The organism is uncultured Acinetobacter sp. (genome assembly GCF_947624825.1).
GTDB lineage: Bacteria > Pseudomonadota > Gammaproteobacteria > Pseudomonadales > Moraxellaceae > Acinetobacter.
This window is the reverse complement of sequence record NZ_CANQLZ010000075.1, coordinates 1-9,224: the sequence shown is the minus strand read 5'-3', so window position 1 is coordinate 9,224 and position 9,224 is coordinate 1. Positions and strand designations below refer to the sequence as shown.

12 protein-coding genes and 1 pseudogene are annotated in these 9,224 nt (G+C 41.5%); 12 read left to right on the top strand and 1 reads right to left on the bottom strand.

All coding sequences use genetic code 11. The annotated features are described in order from the left end of the window. The first annotated feature begins 93 nt into the window (after positions 1-93). The 4 genes from Q0017_RS12430 (at position 94) to Q0017_RS12415 (ending at position 2,949) form a co-directional block, all read left to right on the top strand. Positions 94-885 (top strand): thioredoxin family protein, encoded by a 792-nt coding sequence (locus Q0017_RS12430; protein WP_298147329.1) that lies wholly within the window; start codon positions 94-96, stop codon positions 883-885. Then, the gene (locus tag Q0017_RS12425) at positions 882-1,724 is read left to right on the top strand and encodes a TlpA disulfide reductase family protein (RefSeq protein WP_297428383.1); all 843 of its coding nucleotides are present in this window, start codon (positions 882-884) and stop codon (positions 1,722-1,724) included. Before Q0017_RS12430 ends, Q0017_RS12425 begins: the two co-directional genes overlap by 4 nt. A 21-nt stretch (positions 1,725-1,745) precedes the next feature. Continuing rightward, a complete protein-coding gene (dsbG, locus tag Q0017_RS12420; protein ID WP_297428380.1) occupies positions 1,746-2,498 on the top strand; it encodes a thiol:disulfide interchange protein DsbG in 753 nt (250 codons plus the stop codon). A gap of 88 nt (positions 2,499-2,586) precedes the next feature. Continuing rightward, positions 2,587-2,949, top strand: a complete 363-nt coding sequence (locus tag Q0017_RS12415; RefSeq protein ID WP_297428377.1) for a DUF202 domain-containing protein — start codon at positions 2,587-2,589, stop codon at positions 2,947-2,949. A gap of 42 nt (positions 2,950-2,991) precedes the next feature. On the opposite strand, the gene Q0017_RS12410 is transcribed toward Q0017_RS12415, so the two are convergent. Next, the gene (locus Q0017_RS12410) at positions 2,992-3,303 is read right to left on the bottom strand and encodes a metalloregulator ArsR/SmtB family transcription factor (RefSeq protein WP_035268852.1); all 312 of its coding nucleotides are present in this window, start codon (positions 3,301-3,303) and stop codon (positions 2,992-2,994) included. A 125-nt stretch (positions 3,304-3,428) separates the two neighbouring features. Here Q0017_RS12410 and Q0017_RS12405 point away from each other — a divergent pair, with 125 nt between their 5' ends. From Q0017_RS12405 to Q0017_RS12370, 8 genes and pseudogenes are all read left to right on the top strand, one after another. Next, positions 3,429-3,845, top strand: coding sequence for a YeeE/YedE thiosulfate transporter family protein (locus tag Q0017_RS12405; protein ID WP_297428371.1), 417 nt, complete (start codon positions 3,429-3,431; stop codon positions 3,843-3,845). A 1-nt stretch (position 3,846) separates the two neighbouring features. After that, the gene (locus Q0017_RS12400; RefSeq protein WP_297428368.1) at positions 3,847-4,263 is read left to right on the top strand and encodes a DUF6691 family protein; all 417 of its coding nucleotides are present in this window, start codon (positions 3,847-3,849) and stop codon (positions 4,261-4,263) included. Positions 4,264-4,265: 2 nt separating this feature from the next. Then, positions 4,266-5,138: an MBL fold metallo-hydrolase gene (locus Q0017_RS12395; protein WP_297428365.1), complete on the top strand. Its 873-nt coding sequence runs from the start codon at positions 4,266-4,268 to the stop codon at positions 5,136-5,138. Between the two features lie 204 nt (positions 5,139-5,342). Beyond that, positions 5,343-5,762, top strand: coding sequence for a DUF2946 domain-containing protein (locus tag Q0017_RS12390; protein WP_297428426.1), 420 nt, complete (start codon positions 5,343-5,345; stop codon positions 5,760-5,762). 243 nt (positions 5,763-6,005) lie between these two features. Beyond that, positions 6,006-7,436, top strand: coding sequence for a cytochrome ubiquinol oxidase subunit I (locus tag Q0017_RS12385; RefSeq protein WP_297428362.1), 1,431 nt, complete (start codon positions 6,006-6,008; stop codon positions 7,434-7,436). After that, positions 7,429-8,433 (top strand): cytochrome d ubiquinol oxidase subunit II, encoded by a 1,005-nt coding sequence (gene cydB / locus Q0017_RS12380; protein WP_297428360.1) that lies wholly within the window; start codon positions 7,429-7,431, stop codon positions 8,431-8,433. The genes Q0017_RS12385 and cydB overlap by 8 nt, the downstream gene beginning before the upstream one ends. Before the next feature lie 11 nt (positions 8,434-8,444). Beyond that, positions 8,445-8,561 (top strand): DUF2474 family protein, encoded by a 117-nt coding sequence (locus tag Q0017_RS12375; RefSeq protein WP_081403287.1) that lies wholly within the window; start codon positions 8,445-8,447, stop codon positions 8,559-8,561. A 469-nt stretch (positions 8,562-9,030) separates the two neighbouring features. Further along, positions 9,031-9,224 (top strand): annotated as a pseudogene (locus Q0017_RS12370) (IS3 family transposase); the annotation flags it as partial.

The following is a 9,224-nucleotide window of genomic DNA, read 5'->3' as shown; positions in this document are numbered from 1 at the left end:
TATTACAGCGTTTATGAATGAACCCCATAAGGTGGAACCTTATGGGGTTCATTCATTATGGGCATGATCTCTGCGCTAATCGTCGGACCCTGTATGAGTGCGCCATTGGCAGGGGCTTTGCTGTTTGTTGCGCAATTGCCTGAACCGTGGATGGGGGCTAGTTACCTGTTTATTCTAGGTCTAGGTGTGGGCTTACCATTGTTGATTGCCTGTGTGTTTGGTGCACAGTACTTACCCAAACCGGGCGTGTGGATGGATCGTCTGAAATTCACTTTCGGTTTTGTCATGCTGTTGTTGGCGGTGTATTTTCTGCGTCCTTTACTGCCGAGTGTGGTTTATTTGATGTTGATGGGACTCTTATGCATTAGTATCACGGTTTACATTTTATGGAAGATACGTCCGCATATTTTGCAAATGCCGATGCAACTGCTGTTGATTGCTATGAGCTTAGCGACCGCAATATCGGGTGGATGGTATGTCACGCAAGCATGGTCACAACTGAATACGACACAAGCCACAACATTAGTCGCATGGCAAAAAGTACGTACCCAAGCTGAGCTTGAACAGGCACTCAATAAAGTCAAAGGACAAGCAGTGCTCATAGATGTGTATGCCGATTGGTGTGTGGCTTGTCAGCCGATTGAAAAAGAGGTGTTACCTCGTGCCGATGTACAAACAGCTTTAGATGCTGTTGCTCGAATCAAACTCGATTTAACCGAATATGAAGCAAGTCAAGATATTGTGCTGAAAGACTGGCAGATTTTAGGACCTCCAACCATGATTTTCTTAGATGTACAGCATCAAGAACAGCGTAATCTACGTTTGACGGGTACCTTTAGTGCAGCGCAACTCTTGAGCCGATTAAACCGAGGTACACCGCCATGATTTCGAATGAAGCACTGCATCTTGGACCCTTGATGTTGCCATGGGCATTGTTATGTTTGGTGTTGGCTTTGCTGATCACTGCCATGGTTGGACGAAAAATCGGGCAACAAGCACAGTGGTCAACCGAAATCCAACAGCGTTTCCAAGATTCGATTTGGAGCAGTGTTTGGATCGGATTACTCGGTGCACGCTTGATCTTTATTGGATTGAATATGGAGTCTTATCTCGCATCGCCCATTGATATGCTGAAAATTCAAGACAAAGGTTTTCATCTAATAGGCGGTGTGCTGACAGGAAGTGCGTGGTTTTGGTGGAAAAACTCAGCCATGACAAAAAAAGCCAAGGCCATTTTATTACTGATCTTTGTCATGCTTATGGGGGTAGGATGGACAGTACAAAAAATCATGTATCAAGATAGCCATTATCCAAGTTTGAGTTTTCCAAGTCTGAAGCTTGCCCATCAAGATCCGTCAGAAATCATTGCGCTAAAACAATTTCAAGGTCAGCCCACGGTTGTGAATTTATGGGCGAGTTGGTGTCCGCCGTGTCATCGTGAAATGCCTGTATTACAGCGTGCGCAGGATCAATATCCTGAGGTGCATTTTGTCATGCTCAATCAAGGGGAAGAGGTCGATACCGTCCGTGCTTATCTCACAAAACATCACTTCAGTTTTAAACACGTTCTGCTAGATGTGCAGGGTGAAATGCCACAAGCAGTGAACAGTTTAGGTTTACCCACTACCTTATTTTTCAATGCACAAGGTCAGTTGATTGCGCGTCATCAAGGCGAACTCAGTCAAGCGATGTTGCAACAATACTTAAAGAAAATGAATCCATAAATTGATCATAGGATATGCATCATGAATACTTTACTTAAAACCAGTTTACTTATCGGAACACTGTTGACGGTGGCATGTGGTGTCAGTGCCAATCCGAATGCCATTAAAAAACAACTCGAAAAAGAAGGCTTTCAATTTGTCAAACCAATTCCTGCACCTGAAGGTTTAACGGGTTGGGTGGGGCATGAAGACCAATATTCCAATACCGTTTTTATTTCCAATGATGGCAAGTATTACATCAAAGGCGAGTTGTTTGATGCCCAAGGAAATAGTCTTTCCAACAGCCAAATTGAAACGCATATGAAAAAAGCCATTTTAGATAATGTATGGAAAACATTAGAAGATTCAACCTGGATTCAAGATGGCAAAACCGATGCGCCACGTATTGTCTATGTATTCTCAGATCCCAATTGCCCGTATTGCCATAAATTTTGGCAAGAAGCACGTCCTTGGGTAGAGTCAGGCAAGGTTCAATTGCGTCATGTTCAAGTGGGTGTGATTCGTGAAGAAAGCCGTGCTCAGGTGGCAACTTTACTGATGTCAAAAAATCCAACAGCGGTATTTCATGATATCAATGTCAATCGTGGCAAAAAGCGCCTTAAACCAGCAGAAAATATTCCTGTAGAGATAGCAGAAAAAATTGATTTTAACCAAAATTTAATGGGCAAATATGGTTTCTTCTCAACACCATCCATTGCTTGGCGTGATAGCAAGGGTAACTTCCAGTCTGCACAAGGGATGCCGAGTGATCTCAAAGAAATCTTTGAAAAATAAGTAAAATAGATGCTCACCAAGCCAACACAATAGCCCGTCTAAGATCATGCTAAGCTCAACATCAACCACTTAAACATCAGGGGGCACAATGTCAAATTTACAAGATGCACGGGTATTGTTTGCTTTGGAACGTACGGCATTGGCATGGAATCGCAGTGGTTTAGCGCTGATAGCCTTTGGTTTTTTGATTGAAAAATCAAATGTATTGCTACAACTACTGCACTCTGAGCAATATCAGCACAAAATTATCTATGGACAGTGGCTGGGCATTGCCGTGATTGTGTTTGGTTTATTGGTGAACTTTGCCTCAATTTTGCAATATCGTCGAGGGTTGCGCTCATTAACCGAACAAGAATTAATTGAGGATTATCAGACCCAACATCCCGTATGGCTGAATTTATTTACCATGCTGACCGGGTTTTTACTGATCATCTCATTTTGGATTTACTAAACTTGGCTGAGCTTCCAGACAAGAGGGCATGCACAAAAATGTTTATTCCTGGCAGTACAATTGATACAGCGTTTGCATAATGCCCAGCACTTTAGGGTCTGCTAATTGATAATAAATTTGTTTGCCTTCGCGACGTGTCGAGACAATTTTATTGTTCCGTAAAACGGTCAATTGTTGTGACAGAGTCGGCTGATGAATATCGGTACATTCCTCAATTTGCTGAACATTCAATTCGCCATGGATCAATACACATAAAATTTTTAATCGGTCAGGATTCGATAACACTTTCAAGCAATTGGAAACGGTATCGACCTGCGTAAATTCAATTTTTAAGTTATCGATTGTGATGTTCATAACGTCTAACCTGAATGAGAAAAAGCAAAGGGAGAAAAGTATGTCGAGATAATAACATAAAATGACTTGATTAATATACAAACTTATATAATATAAGTTTAAATATTATTTATGGCGCGTTAACTATGCATGATTTTGTAACAGCGTTTCTTGGCGGTACCCTGTTAGGCATTGCAGTAGTAGGGTATCTGTATGTGAATGGTCGTATTGCAGGCATCAGTGGTTTGATTGCGCAGGTACTGAATCCACAGACGATTTTTAAAACGCCTGCAGTGTGGTTTCTTTCAGGCTTGATCATCACGCCATTTATTTATGGTCTTTTTGTACAACCAGAGATTATCGTGTCTGCTAGCCCAATAATGATGATTATTGCTGGTTTACTGGTGGGTTTTGGTACCCGCTTAGGTTCAGGTTGTACCAGTGGTCACGGTATTTGTGGGATCAGCCGATTATCTAAACGTTCCATCATTGCCACCATGACTTTTATGTTCGCAGGCTTTGTGACTGTATATATCGTTCGTCACTTGATTGGAGCATTCTAAAATGAAAAACGTTTTGGCTTTTGTATTTGGTTCGCTCTTTTCAGTGGGCTTGATGTTCTCAGGGATGTCTAATCCGCAAAAAGTCATTGACTTTTTAGATCTATTCGGCAACTGGGACGCGAGTCTTGCTTTTGTCATGATAGGCGCAATTACAGTGGCATTTATACCATTCCAAAAAGCGGTGCGTAGTAGTACGCCAACCACAGTATTTAATGAACCGATTGATTTACCACGTAACAATAAAATTGATGTAAAACTGATTACAGGTGCGTTAATGTTTGGTGCAGGCTGGGGTATTGCTGGTGTTTGCCCAGCACCAAGTTTCACTTTAATTGGTTTAGGGTATTATCAAGTGCTGTATTTTATTGTTGCCATGCTTGCAGGTGTATTGATTCACCGTAAATGGTCAGGAGCTTAACCATGCAACGCCCGATTGTTCAGGATTTTTTTGACCAAGCGACTAATACCTTTAGTTATGTGGTGAGTGATCCAGCGACCAAGCACTGTGCCATCATTGACAGTGTCTTGGACTATGATGCGTCTTCTGTAACCACCTCAACGATCCATGCTGATCAAATCATTGCGTATGTTAAAACACAAGATTTGCAAGTGGAATGGATTTTAGAAACCCATGTACATGCCGATCATTTGACTGCCGCGCAGTATTTAAAGTCGGTATTGGGTGGCAAAATTGCCATGAGTCATCATATTGCGTTGGTACAAGAGACCTTTAGTGCCATTTATAACCTAGACATCAAGCAGTTTAATGCTCAGCAACAATTTGATTATATATTTGATGATCATGAATATTTTCATATTGGTGAGCTCGAGGCATATAACATCCCAACACCGGGGCATACGCCGGCATGTTTAAGTTATGTCGTGGGTGACGCCGTGTTTGTCGGTGATACTTTGTTTATGCCGGACTATGGTACCGCACGTTGTGATTTCCCACGGGGTAGTGCAGACACCTTGTTTGATTCGGTGCAAACCCTGTATCAATTGCCAGAAACGACTCGCGTATTTTTGTGTCATGATTATTTGCCAAAGACGCGTGATGAATATCACTGCCAAACCGATATCCAAACCCAAAAACAGCACAATATTCATATTCATGAAGGCACCACTAAGGCTGAATTTGTTCAGATGCGTAATCAGCGCGATGCTACCTTGAGTATGCCTAAACTGATTTTGCCTTCGATTCAAATCAATATGCTTGCAGGGCATTTTCCTGAGCCTGAAGCAAATGGCGTTTCTTATCTGAAGTTGCCATTGAATTTCTTTAAAGCATAAATAATTGTAACTACAATTATTTATGCGCAGATTACATCTTTATCTTAAATATTCATATTTATATCTTTAAAGTGAATATTCACTTTTAAGATCGTATTTTTTTAGCTATATTAGTTCTATAAAGCTGACTTGAGTCCTCGGATTTCAAGCCAGCATTGCTTTTCTAAGCATATTGCTTGTGTTGGTATACGTTGAGAGAATATGTTGCTCAGACAGAGTGGACTGTGTCTTGCAATTGCGACCTTACTTTTGCAAATCGCAGTATATTTACAACCACTATTACCCGAAGAATTTCAAATTGCTCCGGTGTGTCTGTCTATTACACATAATTTATTGTCCCCAGAAAAACACCAACACATTCACCAAACCTATCATGAACTGGTGCATCATCTGACTCACGATCATCATCATGAGCACGATGATCATAATGGGCAAAACCACCAATGCCAGTACTGTAAAGTCTATGGTGATGTGGTCCTTCCTTTTGATTTTAATCTGCACGAAATTATCGATAGAATTCAGGTTCGATTGACGTCTTATCAAGACGCTTTTCGGCATGTCTATTTTTCGCTGCAAAGGCTTTATCTACTGCCCCAAGGGCGAGCCCCACCTTTAACACTTTAGAACTGGTTTTGTATGGAAGTTTTTAATCGAACTTCATAGATTAACGTTATAGAGTGTAATCACATGAATTTAATTTTTTTGTTGTCTGTTGACCGCAGACAGAATACGTTCGTCTGTCGAAAAAGCGTAGAGATACAGTTTACTGACAGAGCTCAACAGGCTTGCAATAGTGTAAACAAGTCTTCGGTTCTAGACTTAAGTTTGAACCGCAATCACCACACAATTTCACAATAAGGTGACGACATGGATTTAGGTTTAACAGCGCTCGAATTGGCGCGGATTCAATTCGCTTTTACAGTTTCGTTTCATATTATTTTTCCTGCCATTTCAATTGGACTTGCAAGCTTTCTTGCTGTTCTAGAGTGGCGATGGCTAAGAACCAATGACCCTCTGTACCGCGATTTATTCCAATTTTGGATCAAGATTTTTGCATTATCGTTCGGGATGGGCGTGGTCTCTGGCGTAGTAATGAGTTACCAATTTGGCACCAACTGGAGTGAATTTTCCCGTATTGCCGGGAGTGTTACAGGGCCTTTACTTAGTTATGAAGTGCTCAGTGCATTCTTCTTAGAAGCTGGCTTTTTGGGCATCATGTTGTTTGGTTGGGGGCGGGTCGGACCCAAAACCCATTTCTTTGCTACCCTTATGGTGGCGATCGGCACCTGTATTTCCATGTTTTGGATTTTATCGTCCAACAGTTGGATGCAAACCCCACAAGGCTTCACCTTTGAAAATGGCATTATCGTGCCGCAAGATTGGTTTGCAATTGTCTTTAACCCGTCCTTTCCATACCGTTTAGCGCATATGGCATTGGCAGCTTTCTTGGTTTCAGGTCTATTGGTTGCTGCCACTGCAGCTTGGCATTTACTCAAAGGTCGTCGTGATGCCTTGGTAAAAAAATCATTTTCCATGGCCATGTGGATGATCTTAGCGCTTGCGCCACTGCAAATGTTTGTCGGTGATTTACATGGTCTAAATACCTTAGAACATCAACCTGCCAAATTGGCTGCGATTGAAGGGCATTGGGAAACCAATAAAGATCATGGCATGCCGTTATATTTATTTGGTATTCCGGATATGGAAGCTGAAGAAACCAAGTATGCAATTGGGATTCCGAATCTTGGTAGTCTGATCATGACGCACACGCTAGATGGTGAGGTGAAAGGCTTAAAAGAATTTGCTCCGGAAGATCGACCAAACTCGCTCGTGGTGTTTTGGAGCTTCCGCATCATGGTGGGTATGGGGGTCTTGATGATTCTGCTTGCGCTAATGGGTGCATGGTTACGTAAAACTGGGAAATTTTATGAGTCGAAATGGCTCCACAAATTTGCCTTATGTATGGGACCTTCAGGCTTTATTGCCTTACTTGCGGGATGGTTTACCACAGAAGTCGGTCGTCAGCCGTGGATTATCTATGGTGTGATGCGTACTAAAGATGCCTTGTCACCGGTATCGGCAGAACAAGTCGGTTTAACCTTAATTATCTTTGTGATTGTGTATTGCATTGTGTTTGGCATTGGGATTTATTACATGCTGAAAATGATGGGCAAAGGACCACAGTTTATTCATTCTCAAGCACATAGTGATGGGGAAGTGATTCGTGCGTCGAATCGTCCAATGAGTACAATTGATGAAGACTTAGATGCAGCACCACAGGAGAAAAACCATGATTGATTTATCCTTAATTTGGGTGGTGATCATTGCCGTTGGGGTGCTAATTTATGTGGTGCTCGATGGTTTCGACTTAGGGATTGGCATCTTATTTCCTTTGGCGAAAGACCGCCAAGAGCGTGATGTGATGATGAATACCGTCGCACCGGTTTGGGATGGGAATGAAACGTGGATGGTCTTAGGTGGCGCAGGCTTATTTGCCGCTTTTCCATTGGTGTATTCGACTGTGCTCTCTGCGCTATATATGCCGATTATCTTAATGGTCATTTCGCTGATTTTCCGTGGAGTGGCATTTGAGTTTCGCTTTAAAGCCAATCGAACTAAACACTTATGGGATCAGGCCTTTATTTGGGGTTCCATCCTCGCTTCATTTTTCCAAGGCATGATTTTAGGGGCATATATTCAAGGCATTGAAACCACTAATGGTATTTATAGTGGTGGTGGATTAGATTGGTTGACCCCATTTTCAATGTTTACCGGCATTGCGGTGGTGGTGCTGTATGCTACTTTGGGCTGTGGTTGGTTGATTTTTAAAACCGATGCACGGGTACAAGAGCATATGTTTAGCCTCATGCCAAAACTGATTATTGCCTTATTAGTGATCTTTGGTGCGGTCAGTATTTATACCCCAATGGTACATGCAGACATTGCTAGTCGTTGGTTTAGCTTGCCTCAACTGTATTATTTTAGCCCTGTGCCGATTTTAGTATTGGTGTTTACGGTATTGGCATTACGTGCCTGTAAACGACGTCAGGAGTTTGCACCATTTATTTATACCTTAGCCTTGGTGCTGTTGGCTTATACAGGGTTCCTCATCAGTCTATGGCCAAATATCATTCCACCGTCTGTCACGATTTGGCAGGCTGCTGCACCACAAAGTAGTCAGCTATTTGCCTTGATTGGGGCATTGGTATTGATCCCGATTATCTTGTTCTATACCGCACTATCGTATTGGGTGTTTCGCGATAAAGTCCGTGTCGGCGATGATGGCTATCATTAAGGAGAATCATCATGAAGCTCAATCAAGCAGGGTGGTTTATTGTGCTATGGCTGGGTGGCGTACTCAGTCTAGCCATTGTTGCAGGTTTTTTTAGACTGCTGATTCAATGGGCATATGAGTTAAATTAAAATGATTTCAAATCCATCATCTTGTCGATCAAGGTGATGGATTTTTTAATTTTTATAATATAGTTGTCTTACATAAATACTTTTTAAAGTTGCCACGGAATTTCCTCCAACAGTTATGCCTTTTAAAATGATTTTGGTTTCCAGTATTGTAAGAGCATTACTTTCGATTATATTTGAGTGGTATGTCTAACGAACACTAAGAGTTTCTTGTAGATTTTTGACAATCTTAGGGGGGGGGATGATACTGATCTAATTTTTTTAAGCATCAATATTTTTAAACATACCTTTATGCCTACAGCTGTATTCTCAAATGATACTTGAAAAACAGAAATATAAAAAAGTAATGCTATAATTTTTCATTTTATATTCAATTTACATGCGTTAATCTCAGTACGCAAGTTCAAATCCTAAAGTTACTTTGAACCGTACCGGGTTTGTCGGAGAGTCAATATTCTGAGAGACTACCCCGATGACAAAATTAAAATATACCCCTGAAATCAGAGAAAGAGCGGTTCAATTATTGATTGAATCTGAAAAAGATTATCCATCGAATTGGGCTGCGATCACCGCTATTGCTCCCAAGATAGGTTGTACTCCTGAAACACTTCGTGCCTGGCATCAAAAGCATTTAGATCAGCAAAATCCTATTAAAGTACAACAGAT